General features: G+C 72.0%; 18 protein-coding genes and 3 pseudogenes. 15 read left to right on the forward strand and 6 right to left on the reverse strand.

Features of this window, described 5'->3' with window-relative positions:
- The 6 genes from ACWDZ4_RS26305 to ACWDZ4_RS26330 all read left to right on the forward strand — a co-directional run bounded on the left by ACWDZ4_RS26305 (position 1) and on the right by ACWDZ4_RS26330 (position 5071).
- Entirely contained in the window at positions 1 to 966 is a 966-nt protein-coding gene (locus tag ACWDZ4_RS26305) for an ABC transporter permease (RefSeq protein ID WP_451510857.1), read from the forward strand.
- On the forward strand, positions 959 to 1888 hold the full coding sequence (locus ACWDZ4_RS26310) for an ABC transporter permease (RefSeq protein WP_451510858.1): 930 nt from the start codon (positions 959 to 961) through the stop codon (positions 1886 to 1888). The genes ACWDZ4_RS26305 and ACWDZ4_RS26310 overlap by 8 nt, the downstream gene beginning before the upstream one ends.
- 290 nt (positions 1889 to 2178) lie before the next feature.
- Positions 2179 to 3090: an ABC transporter ATP-binding protein gene (locus ACWDZ4_RS26315; RefSeq protein WP_451510914.1), complete on the forward strand. Its 912-nt coding sequence runs from the start codon at positions 2179 to 2181 to the stop codon at positions 3088 to 3090.
- A complete protein-coding gene (locus ACWDZ4_RS26320; RefSeq protein ID WP_451510859.1) occupies positions 3083 to 3745 on the forward strand; it encodes an ABC transporter ATP-binding protein in 663 nt (220 codons plus the stop codon). Before ACWDZ4_RS26315 ends, ACWDZ4_RS26320 begins: the two co-directional genes overlap by 8 nt.
- Before the next feature lie 108 nt (positions 3746 to 3853).
- The gene (locus ACWDZ4_RS26325) at positions 3854 to 4756 is read left to right on the forward strand and encodes a phosphatidylinositol-specific phospholipase C/glycerophosphodiester phosphodiesterase family protein (RefSeq protein ID WP_451510860.1); all 903 of its coding nucleotides are present in this window, start codon (positions 3854 to 3856) and stop codon (positions 4754 to 4756) included.
- 120 nt (positions 4757 to 4876) lie between these two features.
- The gene (locus ACWDZ4_RS26330) at positions 4877 to 5071 is read left to right on the forward strand and encodes a hypothetical protein (RefSeq protein WP_344494007.1); all 195 of its coding nucleotides are present in this window, start codon (positions 4877 to 4879) and stop codon (positions 5069 to 5071) included.
- Between the two features lie 24 nt (positions 5072 to 5095).
- Here ACWDZ4_RS26330 and ACWDZ4_RS26335 read toward each other — a convergent pair whose 3' ends face one another.
- Both ACWDZ4_RS26335 and ACWDZ4_RS26340 read right to left on the reverse strand, forming a co-directional pair.
- Positions 5096 to 7192, reverse strand: a complete 2097-nt coding sequence (locus ACWDZ4_RS26335; protein WP_451510861.1) for an MMPL family transporter — start codon at positions 7190 to 7192, stop codon at positions 5096 to 5098.
- 115 nt (positions 7193 to 7307) lie between these two features.
- On the reverse strand, positions 7308 to 7805 hold the full coding sequence (locus ACWDZ4_RS26340) for a MarR family winged helix-turn-helix transcriptional regulator (RefSeq protein ID WP_451510862.1): 498 nt from the start codon (positions 7803 to 7805) through the stop codon (positions 7308 to 7310).
- A 59-nt stretch (positions 7806 to 7864) separates the two neighbouring features.
- Between ACWDZ4_RS26340 and ACWDZ4_RS26345 the strand changes: the two genes are divergently transcribed.
- From ACWDZ4_RS26345 to ACWDZ4_RS26360, 4 genes are all read left to right on the forward strand, one after another.
- Positions 7865 to 9394, forward strand: a complete 1530-nt coding sequence (locus ACWDZ4_RS26345) for an SDR family oxidoreductase (protein ID WP_451510863.1) — start codon at positions 7865 to 7867, stop codon at positions 9392 to 9394.
- 570 nt (positions 9395 to 9964) lie between these two features.
- Complete coding sequence (locus ACWDZ4_RS26350) at positions 9965 to 11038, forward strand: fatty acid desaturase family protein (RefSeq protein WP_451510864.1); 1074 nt, start codon at positions 9965 to 9967, stop codon at positions 11036 to 11038.
- A gap of 80 nt (positions 11039 to 11118) precedes the next feature.
- A complete protein-coding gene (locus ACWDZ4_RS26355) occupies positions 11119 to 11301 on the forward strand; it encodes a hypothetical protein (protein ID WP_344494029.1) in 183 nt (60 codons plus the stop codon).
- A gap of 74 nt (positions 11302 to 11375) precedes the next feature.
- Positions 11376 to 11918, forward strand: a complete 543-nt coding sequence (locus tag ACWDZ4_RS26360; protein WP_451510865.1) for an MOSC domain-containing protein — start codon at positions 11376 to 11378, stop codon at positions 11916 to 11918.
- A gap of 18 nt (positions 11919 to 11936) precedes the next feature.
- Here ACWDZ4_RS26360 and ACWDZ4_RS26365 read toward each other — a convergent pair whose 3' ends face one another.
- From ACWDZ4_RS26365 to ACWDZ4_RS26375, 3 genes and pseudogenes are all read right to left on the reverse strand, one after another.
- Entirely contained in the window at positions 11937 to 12104 is a 168-nt protein-coding gene (locus tag ACWDZ4_RS26365) for a hypothetical protein (RefSeq protein WP_451510921.1), read from the reverse strand.
- A gap of 85 nt (positions 12105 to 12189) precedes the next feature.
- Positions 12190 to 12838, reverse strand: a pseudogene (locus ACWDZ4_RS26370) (hypothetical protein); the annotation flags it as partial.
- Positions 12790 to 13077: a hypothetical protein gene (locus ACWDZ4_RS26375; protein ID WP_451510915.1), complete on the reverse strand. Its 288-nt coding sequence runs from the start codon at positions 13075 to 13077 to the stop codon at positions 12790 to 12792. The gene ACWDZ4_RS26375 and the pseudogene ACWDZ4_RS26370, both read right to left, overlap by 49 nt.
- Before the next feature lie 98 nt (positions 13078 to 13175).
- Between ACWDZ4_RS26375 and ACWDZ4_RS26380 the strand changes: the two genes are divergently transcribed.
- On the forward strand, positions 13176 to 14078 hold the full coding sequence (locus ACWDZ4_RS26380; RefSeq protein WP_451510866.1) for an oxygenase MpaB family protein: 903 nt from the start codon (positions 13176 to 13178) through the stop codon (positions 14076 to 14078).
- 27 nt (positions 14079 to 14105) lie between these two features.
- Here the strand turns inward: ACWDZ4_RS26380 and ACWDZ4_RS26385 are convergent, their stop codons facing one another.
- The gene (locus ACWDZ4_RS26385) at positions 14106 to 14705 is read right to left on the reverse strand and encodes a class I SAM-dependent methyltransferase (RefSeq protein WP_451510867.1); all 600 of its coding nucleotides are present in this window, start codon (positions 14703 to 14705) and stop codon (positions 14106 to 14108) included.
- A 186-nt stretch (positions 14706 to 14891) separates the two neighbouring features.
- Here ACWDZ4_RS26385 and ACWDZ4_RS26390 point away from each other — a divergent pair.
- The 4 genes and pseudogenes from ACWDZ4_RS26390 to ACWDZ4_RS26405 all read left to right on the forward strand — a co-directional run.
- Positions 14892 to 15038: pseudogene (locus ACWDZ4_RS26390) on the forward strand (MHYT domain-containing protein); the annotation flags it as partial.
- Position 15039: 1 nt separating this feature from the next.
- A pseudogene (locus ACWDZ4_RS26395) lies at positions 15040 to 15206 on the forward strand (ATP-binding protein); the annotation flags it as partial.
- Positions 15207 to 15339: 133 nt separating this feature from the next.
- Complete coding sequence (locus ACWDZ4_RS26400; protein ID WP_451510868.1) at positions 15340 to 15753, forward strand: roadblock/LC7 domain-containing protein; 414 nt, start codon at positions 15340 to 15342, stop codon at positions 15751 to 15753.
- Positions 15754 to 15861: 108 nt separating this feature from the next.
- Entirely contained in the window at positions 15862 to 16752 is an 891-nt protein-coding gene (locus ACWDZ4_RS26405) for a DUF6397 family protein (RefSeq protein WP_451510869.1), read from the forward strand.
- Positions 16753 to 16962 lie beyond the last annotated feature (210 nt).

The raw sequence follows: 16962 nt of genomic DNA on the forward strand, positions 1-16962 counted from the left end.
ATGGCGAGGATGGCGGGGCGGCGGCTCCTGTTCGCCGCCCCCGTCCTGCTGGTGGTGACCTTCGGCGTCTTCGCCGTCGCCGCCGCCTCGCCCTTCGACCCCGTCAAGGCCTACGCGGGCACCGCGGGCCTCACCGCCTCGCAGGAGAACCTCGACCAGCTCCGCGCCAACCTCGGCGTCGACCAGCCGCTCGTCGAACGCTGGTGGCACTGGCTGGCCTCGGCGGTCACCGGGGACCTCGGCGACTCCAGCGTGATGCGCCAGCCCGTCATCGACGTCATCGCCGAACGCCTCGGCTGGTCGGTGCTGCTCGCCGTCACCGCGTTCCTCGTCGCGATCCTGCTCGGCACGTCGCTGGGCGTGCTGGCCGCGCGCCGGCAGGGCGGCTGGCTGGACCGGGCCGTCAGCTCGGCGGCGTACACCCTGGAAGCGGCGCCCGCCTTCTGGCTGGGCCTGCTCGCCATGTGGTTCTTCGCGCTCAGGCTGGGAGTGCTGCCGGCCGGCGGTCTGACCGACACCGACAGCGACGTGGTCACCCTCGGGCAGGTCGCCACGCACCTGGTGCTGCCGGCGGCCGTTCTCGGTGTTTCGCAGCTTCCCTGGTTCTTCCTCTACGTACGCCAGGGTGTCGCCGACGCGCTGGAGGAGGACCCGGTGCGCGGCGCCCGCGCGCGCGGGCTGAACGAACGTACCGTGCTGCTCGGACACGCCCTGCGCTCCGGGATGCTGCCGACGCTCACCCTCATCGGCTCGCGCGTGCCCGAACTCATCACCGGTGCGCTGCTCGTCGAGACGGTCTTCAGCTGGCCGGGCATCGCGGCGGCGACCGTGCAGGCGGCGACCTCGGTGGACTTCCCGCTGCTGGCGGCGCTGACGGTGCTCGCCACGGCGGCGGTCCTGGCCGGGAACCTGCTTTCCGACCTGCTGTACGGACTCGCGGACCCGAGGGTGGGCTTCGATGGCTGAACTCGCTTCCGGACCCGCTTCCGGACCCGCTTCCGGACCCGCTTCCGGACCCGTCTCCGAGTTCGCGGTGTGGCGCTCGCACGGGCGCACCCGCCGCTCGACGCGCACGGTCCGCGTCCGCACCTCCGTCGTGATCGTGGTGGCGGTGGTGCTCGCCGTTCTCGTCGTACCGCCGCTGGCCAACCTCGACCAGCAGGCCGTCGACTTGTCGATGAAGCTCCAGCCGCCGTCCTTGGCCCACCCGTTCGGGACGGACGACGTCGGGCGCGATCTGCTGCTGCGCTGCGTGTACGGACTGCGCGTCTCCCTCATGGTCGGCCTGGTCGCGGCGCTCGTCGCCACGTTCATCGGTACGGCGGTGGGGGCGGCGGCCGCGGCGTTCGGCGGCTGGACGGACCGTGTGGTGATGCGGCTCGTCGACACCTTCTCGTCCATCCCGCACCTGCTGCTGGGCATCTTCATCGTCGCGATGTTCCGGCCGGGGGTGTGGCCGGTGATCGTGTCGGTGGCCCTGACACACTGGCTGTCCACGGCCCGCATCGTCCGCTCCGAGGTCCTCTCGCTGCGCTCGCGCCCGTACATCGACGCGGCGGTCTCGGGCGGCGCGTCGCGGTGGCGGGTCGCGGTGCGGCATCTTCTGCCGGGCGTACTGCCGCAGGCGGGGCTCGCGGCGGTCCTGATGGTCCCGCACGCGATGTGGCACGAGTCGGCCCTCTCGTTCCTGGGCCTCGGCCTGCCGACGCACCAGGCGAGCCTGGGCAACCTGGTCCAGTCGGCCCGCAGCTCGCTGCTGGCCGGTGACTGGTGGCCGACGCTCTTCCCCGGTCTCCTCCTGATCATCCCGACCCTCGCCATCGCGGGCCTGGCCGGCTCCTGGCGGGAGCGGATCAACCCGCGCCGCCGATCGGAGCTGATGCTGTGACACCGCCCCAGAACGCGAAGCCGGTTCCCACGGCCGCGCAGACCCCGGCCGCGGCCGGCCCGCACGACGCCGAAGCGGTTTCGGAGCGTTCCCTCGTGGCGCCCCCGTCCGTTCCGGGGAACGTTCATCACTCTGTTCCGGGGAACGTTCACGAACCTGTTCCGGGGAACGTTCGCAACGCGGCCCGTTCCGCGCCGGACGCCGACACGGGAAGCGACGCGAAGGCGGACCGTCCCGCGCAGCGTCGACCGCCCCTGCTGTCCGTGCGGGGACTCTCCGTGCGGTTCCGGATGCGCGGAGGGCGGCACATCGCCGCCGTCGCCGACGCCGGCTTCGACCTCGCTCAGGGGGAGTGCCTGGCCCTCGTCGGTGAGAGCGGCTGCGGCAAGTCCGTGCTCGCCTCCGCGCTGCTCGGACTGCTCCCCGGCAACGCCCAGACCGCGGGGTCCGCGCTCCTGGGAGACGTCGATCTGCTCACCACCGACGAACGCACCCTGGCGCGTACGGTGCGGGGACGCCGTGTCGGACTCGTACCGCAGAGTCCCGCCGCCCACCTCACGCCCGTACGGACCGTCGGAGCGCAGCTCGGAGAGACGCTGCGCGAGCTGACCGGCACGCGGAAGCAGGACGTGCGTGAGGCGGCCCGCGCGGCGGCCGAGCGGGCCGCGTTCCCGGTGGACCACCTCGACCGCTACCCGCACGAACTGTCCGGCGGACTCGCGCAGCGCGCCGCGACCGCCCTCGCACTCGTCGGCGACGCGCCCCTGCTGCTCGCGGACGAGCCGACCACCGGCCTCGACCGCGACCTCGTCGACCGCACCGTCGACGAGCTCCGCCGGCACGTCGACGACGGCCACGCGCTGCTGATGATCACCCATGACCTCGCGGCCGCAGAGCGCATCGCCGACCGCGTCGCCGTGATGTACGCGGGACGCATCGTGGAACTCGCCGACGCCACGCGCTTCTTCCGGGGAACGGGCCCTCGGCACCCGTACGCCCGGGGCCTGCTGAACGCCCTTCCGGAGCGCGCGTTCGCGCCGATCCCCGGCATGCCGCCCGAGCTCGGAGACCTGCCCCCGGGGTGCGCCTTCGCCGCCCGCTGCGCGTACGCCACCGAAGTCTGCGCCCTGCGGCCGGACTTCGACTTCACGGACGGCGTCGCCTGCCACCACCCGTCGGCCCAGGAGAGCGCACGTGCTTGAACTCGAAGCGATCACCGCCGGCTACGAACGCGGGAAGCCCGTCGTACGGGACGCGCACCTCGCCGTCGAACCCGGTGAAGCGGTCGGCCTGCTCGGACCGAGCGGCTGCGGCAAGTCGACGCTCGCCCGGGTCGCCGCCCTGCTCCACCGCCCGGACACCGGCACCGTCACCCTCGACGGCCGCACGGTCACCGGCTGGCGCCACCGCGCCCCGCGCGAACAGCGCACGGCGATCGGCGTGGTCTTCCAGCAGCCCAGGCTGTCCGCCGACCCCCGCCTGCGCCTGCGCGACCTGATCGCGGAACCACTGCGCGCCACCGGGCGGCGCGACGAAGCGGCCACCGCCGTCGGTGAGCTGGCCCAGGCGGTGGGGCTCGGCGACGACCTCCTCACCCGGCGCCCGCACGAGGTGAGCGACGGCCAGCTGCAACGCGCCTGTCTGGCCCGCGCCCTGGTGCTGCGCCCGCGCTGGCTGGTCTGCGACGAGATGACGGCGATGCTGGACGCGTCGACGACGGCGGCCCTGGTCGCGGTGGTCGAGCAGTACCGGCGCGAACACGGCGCCGGCCTGCTGGCCGTCGGCCACGACCGTGTCCTCCTGGAGCGCTGGTGCGACCGCACGGTCCGCTGGGAGGACGTCGCCGCGGCGGTCTGAACCGGGGGCGACGATCGGCCGAACTCCTGTGAAGGGCCTGCCCCTTGAGGCTGTACGGGGCGGATACTCGCCGGAGTCCCCAACGCCCCGTACGCCTCCGGAGGCACCATGGCCGTCACCGCGCCCACCCGCCGCAGAGCCGTCACCACTCTCACCGCCGCCCTCGCGGGAGCCGTCGCCGTACCCTCGTACGCCCGGGCCGCCGAGCAGAAGCCAGGCCACAGACCCCTGCGCCGCGCGCACGCGCACAACGACTACGAGCACCCGCGCCCCCTCCTGGACGCCCTCTCCCACGGCTTCACCAGCGTGGAGGCGGACATCCACCTCGTCGACGGACAGCTCCTCGTCGCCCACGACCCGGCCGGCCTCGATCCGTCGCGCACCCTGGAATCGCTCTACCTGGCCCCCCTGGCGGCCAGGGTCGGGGCCGACCACGGCTCCGTGCACCGCGGATACCGCCGTCCCGTGCAGCTGCTGATCGACATCAAGACCGACGGCGCCGCCACCTATCCCGAACTCCACCGCCAACTGCGCCGGTACCGCCGGATGCTGAGCACGTACGCGTACGGCCGCGTCCACCTCGGCGCGGTGACCCCCGTCATCTCCGGCCACCGCGCCGCCCGCGCCCCGATGGAGGCGCAGCGCGTCCGCCATGCCTTCTACGACGGGCGCCTCGACGACCTGGTCGGTCCCGGCGGCGCGGACCCGGCCCCCGCCTCCTTCATCCCCCTGATCAGCAGCAACTGGACGTACAGCTTCACCTGGCAGGGCACCGGCCCGTTCCCCGCGGCCGAACGCGCGAAGCTGCACGCCGCCGTCTCCACCGCCCACCGGCGCGGGCAGCGCGTCCGCTTCTGGGCCACACCCGACCTGCCGGGACCGGCGCGGGACGCCGTCTGGACCGAACTCCTCGCCGCCGACGTGGACCACGTCAACACCGACGACCTCGCGGGCCTGGAGCGTTTCCTCCGTGCGCATGACCGTACGCGCGACCGTACGCGCGGCGCGTAGTCGGCCGTCACCGCCAGTCAACACCCGTACGGCGGACACGTCTTCCGCCCGAATGGACCCTCCGCTGCGCCAGACTGACGGCCGAATGCCGCAATCCAGGCGCGGCGGAGGAGGTTGACCATGGCCATTTCGATCTCGTTGGTGCTGCTTCTGCTGATTCTCGCGGTGATCTTCCTGCGCAACGGGGGGCTGAAGGTCTCGCACGCGCTGGTCTGCGTCCTGCTCGGCTTCTTCCTGGCCGGTACGAGCATGGGGCCGACCATCCAGAACGGGGTCGCCGCCACCGCCGAAGTGGTCGGCGGCCTCAGGCCCTGACCACCGCCCACGCGTCACCGGGCCCTAGTCGCGCCTGCGGCCGAGCGACCCCGGCCACCAGGCGGTGCGGCCGATGTCGCGGACCAGGGCCGGAACGAGCAGGGAGCGGACGACGAGGGTGTCGAGCAGGACGCCGAAGGCGACGATGAAGGCGATCTGCAGCAGGAAGGCCAGGGGGATGACGCCGAGCGCGGCGAAGGTGGCCGCGAGGACGACGCCCGCGGAGGTGATGACGCCACCGGTGGCGGTCAGTCCGCGCAGAACACCTTCCCGGGTGCCGTGCCGCAGCGACTCCTCGCGGACCCGGGACATCAGGAAGATGTTGTAGTCCACGCCCAGGGCCACCAGGAACACGAACCCGTACAGCGGAACGGACGAGTCGGTGCCGCTGAAGCCGAGCAGGTGCTGGAAGACCAGCGAGGAAACACCCAGAGTGGCGAGGAAGTTCAGGGCCACCGTCGCGACGAGCAGGACGGGCATCAGCAGCGAGCGCAGCAGGCCGACCAGGATGACCAGGATGATCGCGAGCACCACCGGCACGATGAGGGAGCGGTCGTGCTCCGCCGTGCGCCGGGTGTCGTACTGCTGCGCGGTGTAGCCGCCGACCAGGGCGTCGGCGTCCGGCACGGCGCGCACGGCGTCGCGCAGCCGCGCGACGGTCTCCTTGGCGGCGTCGGTGTCCGCCGCGTCCGCGAGGACGGCGTCGATGCGTACCCTGCCGTCGACGACGAGCGGCTCGCCGCCTCCCGGGCGTCCGGAGGCCGTCGCCGGGGCGGCCGATGCCACCCCCTCGGTGTCTTCGACGGCGGCCGTCACCTGCCGCAGGGCCCCGGCGCCGGCGATGACGACGGCCGGGTTCCCGGACCCGCCGGGGAAGTGCTCGCCCAGCGTCTCCTGGGCGGCGACGGACGGGGCGTCGTTGACGAAGATCTCGTCCAGGGGCACGCCCTTGGAGTCCAGGGTCGGGGCGAAGGCGGCACAGGCGAGCAGGGCCGCGAGGGTGACCGCCCACACCTTGCGCGGCGCGCGGTCCACCAGGGCCGCGATCCGCGTCCAGACGCCGTGACCGCCGCTCCCGTCCCCGGCGGGCCGGGGCTTCGCCGGCCAGTAGGCGGCGCGGCCGAGGACGACCAGGGCGGCGGGCAGGAACGTCAGGGCGCTCAGCACGGCGCAGACGATGCCGATCGCGCCGACCGGCCCCAGGGCCCGGTTGTTGGTCAGGTCGCTCAGGAGCAGGGCGAGCAGGCCGAGCGCGACGGTGGCGGCGCTCGCCGTGATCGGACCGAAGGACTGCCTCAGCGCGGCGCGCATGGCCGCGATCCGGTCGGCGCCCGCGGCCAGTTCCTCACGGAAGCGGGCGGTGAGCAGCAGCGCGTAGTCGGTGGCGGCGCCGATCACGAGGATCGACAGGATGCCCTGCACCTGGCCGTCCACCCGGACCACGTCGTGGTCGGCGAGGACGTACACGACAGCGCACGCCAGGCCCAGCGAGAAGACCGCCCCCGCGATGATCACCAGCGGAAGGAGCGCACTGCGGTAGACGAGCAGCAGGATCAGCAGCACGGTCACCAGGGCCACACCGAGCAGCAGGCCGTCGATGCCCGCGAAGGCGTCGGAGAGGTCCGCCTGGCTCGCCGCGGGACCGGCGAGCTGCACGGTGGTGCCGGGTACGGACTCGGCGGCCCCGGTGATCCGTTCCAGTACGCCGGGCAGCTCCTCACCGAGACCGGGCCTCAGCTGCACGACCCCTTGCAGCGCCTGACCGTCCCGGGACGGAACGGCGGGGGACACCTCGCCCGCCACCCCGGCGCTGTCGGCGAGCGTGGCCAGGGCCCGGGTCGCCGCACCCCGCTGCTCCTGGCTCAGCCGCCCGCCCGCGCCGCCCGCGTCGTCCGAGGTCCACACGACGACCACCGGGAGCGTCTCGCCCTGACGGAAGGCCTTCTGGGCATCGACGACCTTCGTCGATTCCGCGCTGCGGGGAAGGAAGGCGGCCTGGTCGTTGGTGGCGACTTCGCCGAGCTTCCCGGCGTACGGGCCGAGCATGCCGCCGACGGCCAGCCAGGCGACGATCAGAACGGCGGGAAGCAGCCAGCGGATCCGCCGTGGGGTGGTGGACATGAGAACTCCTGGGACGTGGAAAGTACCTCAATGAAAAACAATCTCAATGATTGAGATAAAAGTAGCCCCTGAGCAAGCCGACAAACCCTCCGGGCCCACGCCGTCCGGAGGATTTTCAGCGGCGCGGTACGCGCAACCCGCCCAGCTCCTCGTTCATGGCGGTGAGGAACCTCAGGACCACCGACAGCTCCTCCTCGCTGAAGCGCCGGCGAGCACGGTCGGTGGCGGTGGCGAGCGGCATGAAGTACGAACGCGCCGCCGCCCGCGCTCCCTCCACATAATGGACATGAACCACCCTGCGGTCCGCGCTCTCGCGCGAGCGCCTGACATGCCCGGCCCGCTCCAGGCGGTCCAGGCAGGCGGTGACGGCCCCCGAGGTCAGACCCAGATGCTCACGCAGCAGGCCCGGCGTCACCGGCTCCGTGCTGTCGAGGATCACCGCCAGCGCCTGGATGTCCGTGGCGTGCAGTCCCTGGCCGAGTGCGAAACCGTGGACAAGACGGCTGATCTCGCCGTTCATGCGGCGCAGCTGAACCGCGAACGCCTGAAGATCCGCCGGACCGCTCGGGGCAATGCCACCGTCACCGGACTCCCGCTCACCTGTACTGGCCACACGAACAGCCTATAGAAGCCCGACGGCACATCCACGGACCACTGAACAGGCGGAAGGCAATGACACACGAGAACGACGCACCCGCTCTTCGGTGCCTGGTCACCGGGGCCACCGGTTACATCGGCGGCCGGCTGGTCCCCGAACTGCTCGCCGCCGGCCACCAGGTGCGCTGTCTGGCCCGTTCCCCGGGCAGACTGCGCGACCACCCCTGGGCCGGCCGTGCCGAAGTGGTGAGCGGCGACGTCACCGACGAGGAGTCGGTGCGCGAGGCGATGCGCGGCATCGACGTCGCGTACTACCTGGTCCACGCGCTCGGTACGGGACCCGGCTTCGAACGCACCGACCGGCTGGCCGCCAGGATCTTCGGCGAGCAGGCCCGCGCCGCGGGCGTCCGCCGCATCGTCTATCTCGGCGGGCTCACCCCGCACGGCGTGCCGGACCGGGAACTGTCGCCGCATCTGCGCTCGCGCGCCGAGGTGGGCGAGATCCTGCTGAACTCCGGGGTGGCGACGACCGTACTGCGCGCCGCCGTCATCATCGGCTCCGGCTCCGCGTCCTTCGAGATGCTCCGCTACCTCACCGAGCGGCTGCCGGTCATGATCACGCCCAGCTGGGTGCGTACCCGTATCCAGCCGATCGCCGTACGGGACGTCCTGCGCTACCTCGTCGGCAGCACCTCCATGCCCGCCGACGTGAACCGTGCCTTCGACATCGGCGGCACCGACGTCGTCACCTACCGCGACATGATGCGCAGATACGCGGCGGTGGCGGGGCTGCCCCGGCGCCTCATCGTCCCCGTGCCGGTCCTGACACCCCGGCTCTCGAGCCACTGGGTCGGCCTGGTCACGCCAGTACCGCACGCGATCGCCCGGCCGCTCGCCGAATCGCTGCGCCACGAAGTCGTCTGCCACGAACACGACATCGCCTCCTACGTACCCGATCCGCCGGGCTCCCCGATCGGCGTCGACACGGCACTGTCTCTGGCGCTCCAGCGGGTCCAGGACGCCCAGGTCACCACCCGCTGGTCCTCCGCGTCCGTGCCCGGCGCCCCCAGCGACCCCCTGCCCACGGACCCCGACTGGTCCGGCGGCAGCCTCTACACCGACCGGCGGGAACTGGCTGTCGAGGCCACACCGCAGGCCCTGTGGCGGGTGATCGAGGGCATCGGGGGCGAGAACGGCTGGTACTCCTTCCCCCTCGCGTGGGCGGTGCGGGGCTGGGCGGACCGCCTGGTCGGCGGGGTGGGGCTGCGGCGCGGCCGCCGGGACGCGCACCGGCTGCGGGTCGGCGACTCGCTGGACTTCTGGCGCGTCGAGGAGATCGAGCGGGGACGTCTGCTGCGGTTGCGGGCGGAGATGCGGCTGCCGGGCCTTGCCTGGCTGGAGATGTACGCCGACGAGGACGAGGCCGGCCGCACCCGCTACCGCCAGCGGGCTCTGTTCCACCCTCGCGGTCTGCTCGGCCACGCGTACTGGTGGAGCGTCTCGCCGTTCCACGCCGTCGTCTTCGGCGGCATGGCCCGCAACATCGCCCTCGCCGCGGCCGGACAGCCCCCCGAGAGGCCGGTGGACCACAGCCTCGCGCCCTGAGCGGACGCATCCGGTGAAGCCCCGTGGACCGGATTCCGGGAAGTACCACCCCGCCCACCGGGTTCTTCGTGGGAGCCGGGTGGCCGGTGGCGCGGGGCAGGCGCGGACGCGCGCCCGGGTCAGTACCGGCAGAGCGTCCCGTACCGGCAGCACAAGGGCCCGTACGGTCCGTGGGGTGACGCCGTCGGTGACGTCGCGACGGTCGGTGCACCGGCGGTACCGGGGAGGGAAGGGGGACCGCTGCCGTCGGAGCGCCAGAAGGCGACCTTGCCGACGGACGCGTGCCAGGTCCGCGGGCAGGAAGACCACCGGGCATCGGGTGAGTCCGGAGATCTCGGAGAGCGTTGCCGCGGGAGGCCGGTGCACAGCGATGCCGTATCCCCCGCATTCGACCAGTCGGGTCCGAAGCCGCCGCGGGCACCGCATCCGCCCTCCGGCGGTGTACCCAGCACCACTGCCGTGAGCTGGGGCCCGCACCAGCGGGACAGGGGGGCTCACACCATGGTCGTCAAGAGGTCCGGTGCGTAGTTTCGTGAGGTCAGAGCCAGGTCCTACAGACCGGAGACCCCCATGCCCCAGGCCGCCGCCGTCGCGGAATCCACGACAGGCACCTCCGGGAGCGATTTCGCCCCGCTCCTGCGAACAGCCAGGGAACAGGGGCTCCTGGAGCGCCGCGCCGGCTGGTACGCGCTGGGAATCGCGGCCAACCTGCTCGCCCTGGCCGCTGTCGTCACCGGCGTCGTGCTCATCGGTGACTCCTGGTGGACGCTCCCGCTCGCCCTTCCCCTGACAGTGCTGTGGGCCCGTACCGCCTTCGTCGGTCACGACGCCGGACACGCCCAGATAACCGGAAACCGCAGGGTGAGCCTGGTGATCAGCCTTGTCCACAGCAATCTGCTGCTCGGTATGAACCAGGCATGGTGGAACGACAAGCACGCACGCCACCACGCCAACCCGAACCACATCGACAAGGACCCGGACGTCGGCGTGGGGGCCCTGGTCTGGACCCAGAAACAAGCAGAGCAGCGCGAAGGTTTCGCCCGCTGGCTCACCCGCAACCAGGCGCGCCTGTTCTTCCCGATGCTGCTGCTCGAAGGTATCGCGCTGAAGATCTACGGTTTCCCGTACCTGCGCCGCCAGCCGGTGCGCGAGCGCATGGTGGAGGGCCTGCTGCTCGTGGCCCACCTCGTCGGCTACTTCGCGCTTCTGTTCACCGTCATGTCGCCCGGCAAGGCGGTTGTCTTCGCGCTGGTGCACCACGCGCTGTTCGGCCTCCACCTGGGCATGGCCTTCGCGCCCAACCACAAGGGGATGGAAATGCCCGACCCCGGCGGCGAGCGCTGGGGCCACCTGCGCCGACAGGTGGTCACCTCACGCAACGTGCGCGGCGGGATACTCACCGACTGGTTCCTGGGCGGCCTGAACTACCAGATAGAGCACCACCTCTTCCCGAGCATGGCGCGCCCGAATCTGCGGCTCGTCCAGCCGCTGGTGCGTGCGCACTGCCGGGCGCTGGGTATGCCGTACACGGAGACAGGACTGATCGACTCGTACCGGCAGGCGCTGACGCACATGCACGAGGTCGGCGAACCTCTCAGGACCGACAGGACCGACAGGACCGACAGGACCGGCGGCGCTGTTTAACGGTCGCGTGGCGGAACTGTGGCGCGGGCGCGCACGTTACCGGAACATGAGCGGCAACAGCCGCGAAGGAGGCGTCGGAGATGTCGAAGAGCGCGAAGGTCGCCACCGGTGGCGTGGTGGTGGGAGTCGCCCTGATCTGGGTGATCGGGTTCTGGCCCGCTCTGCTGGTTATGATCGGCGTGCCCGTTGCGGCGTATCTCATGCTGGACAACTCGCAGCGCCGCAGGCTGCGCCGGGTCTCACGCAAGGAGATCGGCCGCTGACCCGGCCCCGGACTGTGCCGGGACCGGGTCCCGGAAGGGCCGAGTACCGGCACGGAAGAGGGGAGTTCCGCACCATGGGCGGCACAGTCACGGCGGTCAGCAGCAACGGCGAGTACGCGTTCACCAAGCCGAACCGCGCCAGCATCACACTGCTGGCCGGGCTCGGCGTGGAAGGCGATGTGCATGCGGGAACGACGGTCAAGCACCGTTCCCGGGTCGCCCAGGACCCCACCCAGCCCAACCTGCGCCAGGTGCACCTCATACACGAGGAGCTCTTCGGCGAGTTGCTCCAGGAAGGCTTCACGGTCGAGCCCGGCCAGCTCGGCGAGAACATCACCACCAGCGGAATCGGCCTCTTGGGACTCCCGCGAGGCACCCTGCTGCACATCGGTGGGGAAGCGGTCGTCGAGATCACCGGCCTGCGCAACCCCTGCGTGCAGATCGACGCCTTCCAGGACGGTCTCCTGAAGCAGGTGATCAGCCGGGACGCAGAGGGCAACACCGTGCGCAGGGCCGGAATCATGAGCGTCGTCAGGGCGGGCGGGGTGGTGCGGCCCGGCGACCGGATCGAGGTCGTACTGCCGGCGGAGCCGCACCGTCCCCTGGAGCGTGTCTGAGCCGCGGCCCGGCTCAGCTCAGCGCCCAGGAGTTGACCACACCCCGCCCGCGGGCCCGGCGGTCGTCCGGTCCGCGGGCGGAGCGCCGCCGCCCTCCACCCGCGCGACGAGCGCCGTGGAAGCGGAGCGGTGGCGGTAGCGGGGCAGGGCGGGCCGCAGCCGTTCGTTCGGCAGCAGTGTGTCCAAGGCACCGCGCAACGTCGTACCCGCCGGTAAACCGGGACAGGCAGGGGCGTACGACGGGTCGGACCCCGCGCGGCAGATCTTCTGCGTCGGCACGCAGGGTGCGGGCCGCACCGGACGCGAACGCCGCACACACCCGCCCCGGCGGCGGCTCCGCGTCCACGTAGCCGTGCAGCTCCTCGACCGTACGCCGCACGCCGCACACCGGAGTACGCACTGTCACCGGGAGCGACGAACGTCTCCTCCTCATCGATCTGCCCGCGCCGGACCGTCCACTGGAGCGCGATCCCGTCGGCGCCGAGACGTCGCTGCGCGGGTCCCGTCTGCCGGTTCCGGGCGGTGCGGGAGGGCGCGGCCCGCTCTCGCCCTTCGCCCCTGTTCCCGGGAGCGGGGCCGTGCGGATCCGGTACACCGGGGGCGGCCACCGCGAGGGGAGGCGCCCCGCCCGGCAGGCCGGCGGCGATCGTGCGCCCGCCGGGCGAGAGGCCGTACTCCATACCGCAGTCCCCGGACGCGGCGGCGGCCGTCACCAGCGACACGTCGTCGATCACGACGGTCCACCGCGCGCCCGTGCCGTCCTGGCCGAGCACCGGTCCGTACCCCTCGGCGTACGGTTCGAGACCGAGCGCCGCGCAGGCCGCCGGACAGTCGTCACCGAGCACGCTCGGGAACCGCGCGGGCGTCCCGGTCAGGCCGCCGGGAGGCCGAGAAGCGTACGCGCCACGGTGTGCGGTGATTCGCCGCGCTCCCGCGCGAGCGCGATGACCGCGCGGCAGGCCAGTTCGTTGACGCCGAAGGAGAGCGCCTCCGGCGATACCCAGCCCGCCGCCTCATCGATACGCGGCTCGTCGTCGTCCGCGCACGCGGACACATAGGCCGCAGCGGCCTCGAAGATGTTGTGCTGCCGCGTTTCCGGGTGCGCCCGCGGCGCACCGCCCCGACGCGGCCCGAAGAGCTTCCGGAGTCTGTCCAGCATCCGGACCACCTTCTTCTCGAGGGGTTCGATCACGAATCATCCATGTGTGCTCTCCCAACGTAGAGTTGGAGCCCGGGCGGCAGAAGGGGGACGGTGCGTTGAAGCGTTACGACCGACTGCGGGAGATCCGGCGACTCGATCCGGAGAAGGACTTCCTGGCGATCTACCGGCTCACCGCGACGTACGAGTTCCCCTGGGACTACACACGCGCTCTGGAGCTGGCCCTCTACCGCACCTACGCGGTCCCCGGCATCGGCCGCCTCCTCGCCGAGACGGCCGAGCTGACCGACCGTCCGCAGAAGCGCTACGACGACACCGCGCTGCTCCTGGACACCGTCGTGGAGCACGGCTTCGACACCGAGGACGGCCGCACCGCCATCCGCCGCATCAACCAGATGCACCGCAGCTACGACATCAGCAACGACGACATGCGCTATGTGCTGTGCACGTTCGTCGTCATGCCGAAGCGCTGGATCGACTCCTACGGCTGGCGCCGGCTGTCCGACCACGAGCTCCGGGCGTCCGCCGCCTACTACCGCACACTCGGCCGGCACATGGGCATCAAGGACATCCCGCAGTCCTACGAGGAGTACGAGCACTGCCTCGACATCTACGAGGCGCAGCACTTCGGCTGGGACGAGGGGGCGCGCAAGGTCTCGGACGCGACCCTCGCCCTCATGGCGTCCTGGTATCCGCGTCCCCTCGCGTCGCTGGCGCGCGGCGCGAGCCTCGCCCTTCTCGACGACACGCTCCTGCGGGCCTTCCGTTACGACCCCCCGGCGCCCGCCGCGCGAGCGCTGGTCAGGGGCGCCCTCCGGCTGCGCGCCCGCGCCGTCCGCCTGATGCCACCGCGCAGCACACCGCACTACGCCCGGCAGAACCCCGAGATCAAGGGCTACCCCGGCGGCTACACGGTCGCGAACCTGGGGACTTTCCCGACGCCCGGCACAGGCGGCTGCCCGGTTGCGCACACCGAGAGCCCGGCTGCCACCGCCGAATGACCCGGCCGGGGCGGCGGGGTCCCTGGCTCAGTCCCGGCGGACGGCCAGCGCCAGGAACCGGTCGCTCTCGTCGGTGTACGACGTCAACCGCCAGCCGGAACGCTCCAGCAGCGGCCGCAGGTTCGGCTCGGCCCGCAGGTCGTCCGGGGTGATCTGCCGTCCCTGACGCGCCGCGAGGGCCGCCCGGCCGATGGGGTGGAACAGCGCCAGCAGGCCGCCGGGCCGCACCGTCCTGGCCAGCTCGCGCAGGTTCTCCGAGGGGCGGGGGAGGTGCGCGATCAGCCCGGCCGCGAAGACGGCGTCCAGGGCTCCTGTCCGTACGGGCAGCCGGGCGACATCGGCGAGCAGCAGCCGCGCGCCGCGATCGCGGCCCGCGCGCACCGCCGCCTCCAGCATCGCCGCTGTCACATCGGCGCCCAGCACCGAGCCCTCGGGGCCCACGGCGTCGCGCAGGAACGGCAGCGCGCGCCCCGTGCCGCAGCCGGCGTCGAGCACGGCGTCACCGGCCCGCAGCCCGAGGCGGGCCACCGCGGCGGCGTAGGCCGGTCCGTCGTCCGGGAAGCGGGCGTCCCAGTCCGCGGCCCGGGCCGTGAAGAAATCCTGAACGTGCGTGTAATCGTCGCCCATACGCACATCGTCTCCCATCGCCCTCGGTTCTTCGGAACTCCGGTGACTCCCACGCATGTGCGGTGCGCATGTTCGAGCTCGGGCCGGTCGTTCGGGAACGTATCTCTGTCATATTCCGGCAGCTTCCGAAATGCGCTCCCTGCGTGCGCCCTCTGCGGGTCCAGGCGTCCCTGGGTCAGGGGACGCCTGGACCATGCCGCCTTCGGCTGGCTGACACCCGTGCTGTCGTACGCGATGGCCTCCGTCGGCGCCGCCCCCGCGCTGCGCTGCACCGTACGAGCGCTGGGCGCGAGCGGACGCTCCCGCCGCAACTGGCTGATCATCACCGCGTCCGGGCGCACACGAAGTGTCACGCGCACTCGATCTCGACCGTGGAACACCGGTTGTGCTGTGCGACGCGGGGGACCGCGGTTCGGGAGTTCGGGAAAGGAGGTTCCGGTACGCCTCGTCGAGTACGCCGGGAGGATGCACACTGCCCGGCTGCCCGACACCGTGGGCTGAACCACTCCGCGTCCCCACCGCGCCCGCTCCCCGTAGCGCCGAAGGGAACCCGTGCTTGCCGCCATGACGTCAGTGGGGAAGGCTTGTCCCGAACAGGGGCAACGGGGAACAAATGAACGGGGAGGGCCGCAGCATGGCGCTGGACAAAGGACTCGACTGGCTTCTGGACGACCTGGCGAACCGGGTCGAGCACGTGCGGCACGCACTGGTGCTGTCCAACGACGGCCTGGTGACCGGGGCGAGCGCCGGCCTGGCGCGGGAGGACGCCGAACATCTGGCCGCGGTGTCCTCGGGACTGCACAGCCTCGCCAAGGGGTCGGGCCGTCACTTCCGGGCCGGCAGAGTCCGCCAGACGATGGTCGAGTTCGACGACGGGGTCCTCTTCGTCACCGCGGCGGGCGACGGCAGCTGCCTGTGCGTGCTGAGTGCCGCCGAGGCCGACATCGGACAGGTCGCGTACGAGATGACGCTGCTCGTCAATCGAGTCGGCGAACACCTCGGGGTTGCCGCGAGGCAGCCGGGTCTCGCCAGAGACACCGAGCTCTGACCTGCGCGTACGCGCCCGGCCCGGAAGTTGTCCACAGGCTGGGCGGGCAACGCGCCATCCGGGCTACGGTCGTCACCGAGAGTATTCGCATCTCACGGGGAGACGATCATGGCCGTACGAGAAGCACACCGCACCGCTGCCGTGGCCCAGGCCGGCAGGCCGTTGTCCGCGTCCCGGGCCGCCCGGGAACTCGGCTTGAAGCGGAGCGAGTTGGACCTTGGGATCCTTCTGGGCCACATCCGGACCACAGTGGACGCGGACGGAAGCCACCGCCGAGTCGCCCGCGAGGAGATCGACAGGCTCCGGGCGACGGGCCTGCACCGGGAAACGCTGCGTGAGCGGGTACGGACCGTAGGCACCACCGAGGGTGCGCGGCTGATGGGCATCAGCCCCGTCCGGTTCGGCAAGCTCGCCCGCACCGGATACATCACTCCCGTCAAGTTCTACCTGAACCGCTACCGGGCGGTCGTCTGGCTGTACCTCGCCGAAGAACTGAAGGAACTCGCCGACCGCGAGCCCGGTCTGCTCACCGGCAGGTCACCGCAGGCGATGCGCGCCCTGCTCGACGCGGGGGAGGACCGCCGTGCCCGCAACTGGCGGGGCCGGCGCCTCGGTCTGCTGACGCGGCAGACGGAAGACCCCTGGGGGCAGGCGGCGATCACCGGTTCCGTCCTCGACCCCGTCCAGTTCGCGGAGGTCGTCGACGACCCCTACGAGCGCGCGTACCTCAACAGACTCCGGCCAGGGCTGGTGGCACGCCACGGTGAATCACCCGCCACGCGCGAGGCCATGGACCGGCTGCTGCTGGCCGACGGCCCCGACGAGATCCTCTGGCAGCGGGTGAGCCTCGCACTGCTCCTGGACGAGGCCCGCGAACACCGCCCCGCGCCGCGCCCGGAGAGCAGCCGCCCCCTGCCTCCTCTCGTCCCGGAGACGTCCCGGAGCCTGCGCGCATGGCTGCGCCGCAGGAAGTCCTCTTGCGATCAGCTGCCCTCTTGACGATCACGGGATTGTGGGGCTCATGGGCTGTCCGCCCACGGCTGAGGCTCGTTCGATGACTGAGGAGACGTCGACGGAACAGACCGGAACGCCTGCGTTCGCCCCGCACGGCGTACGGCCGACCGGCCGGCCCGGCGCTCCGGCGTCCGCGCCGTCGAACGCCGGGAACGCGCCCGCATCCGCAGTGAGAACCGGCAGTGAGAAACGCAT

The organism is Streptomyces sp. NPDC003016 (assembly GCF_053591455.1).